Consider the following 732-nt stretch of genomic DNA (forward strand, 5'->3'; position numbering starts at 1 on the left):
GCAGCGCAAACGCAGGACGTGGTGCCGAACGCGGTACGCCTGTTCGATGAATTTACCTACAAGGCGCGCTCATGGCCGAGGGCTTGGCGAGTGCTGTTGAAGGCCGAGGTTATGGCGCTCGGCGAGAACACGCGCTTCATCGTGACCTCGCTAACTGGACTCGATGCAGGCACGCTGTATGAAGACATTTATTGCGCGCGGGGTCAGGCCGAAAACTACATCAAACATCTCAAGGATGATCTGGCCGCCGACCGCACCTCCTGCACCAGCTTTTTGGCCAATTGCATGCGCTTGTTGCTGCATGCAGCAGCCTATATCTTGCACCAGCAACTGCGCACCCAGGCACTGCAGCATACCGATCTGTCCCAGGCTCAGCCATCAACGGTCATCTCGAAACTGTTCAAGATCGCCGTGCAGGTCAGGCAGTACAAGAACAAGATCGTCCTTCATCTGCCGAGCGCCTGCCCAGTCAAACATCTGCTGCAGACGTTGACCGAACGACTGTATCTGCCGACGCCGGCCAGGTTCCTCAACTCGTCCTGAGTAGGTCACGTCCGGTCTGCCGAGAACTGACCATCCCACCGCCAACCATCAACCTTCATGCAACTTCATTTGATGTCCCGTTCAATTGGGTAGGGGCGACATCGCCCGCGACATTCCGATTACAGCCAAACAAGTCCAGTGTCGGCAACCCGGAGGCCGCTGTGGCAGTTTGTGAAACATTCAGGCTAG

General features: G+C 57.0%; 1 protein-coding gene. It reads left to right on the forward strand.

Going from position 1 to position 732, the window contains the following annotated elements; translation table 11 throughout:
• On the forward strand, window positions 1-543 hold a 543-nt coding region (locus ACP7DD_RS26575; protein WP_426178406.1), incomplete at its 5' end, for a transposase.
• Window positions 544-732 lie beyond the last annotated feature (189 nt).

The sequence above is a fragment of the Massilia sp. TWR1-2-2 genome, from assembly GCF_049897565.1.
Lineage (GTDB): Bacteria > Pseudomonadota > Gammaproteobacteria > Burkholderiales > Burkholderiaceae_D > JAFCUW01.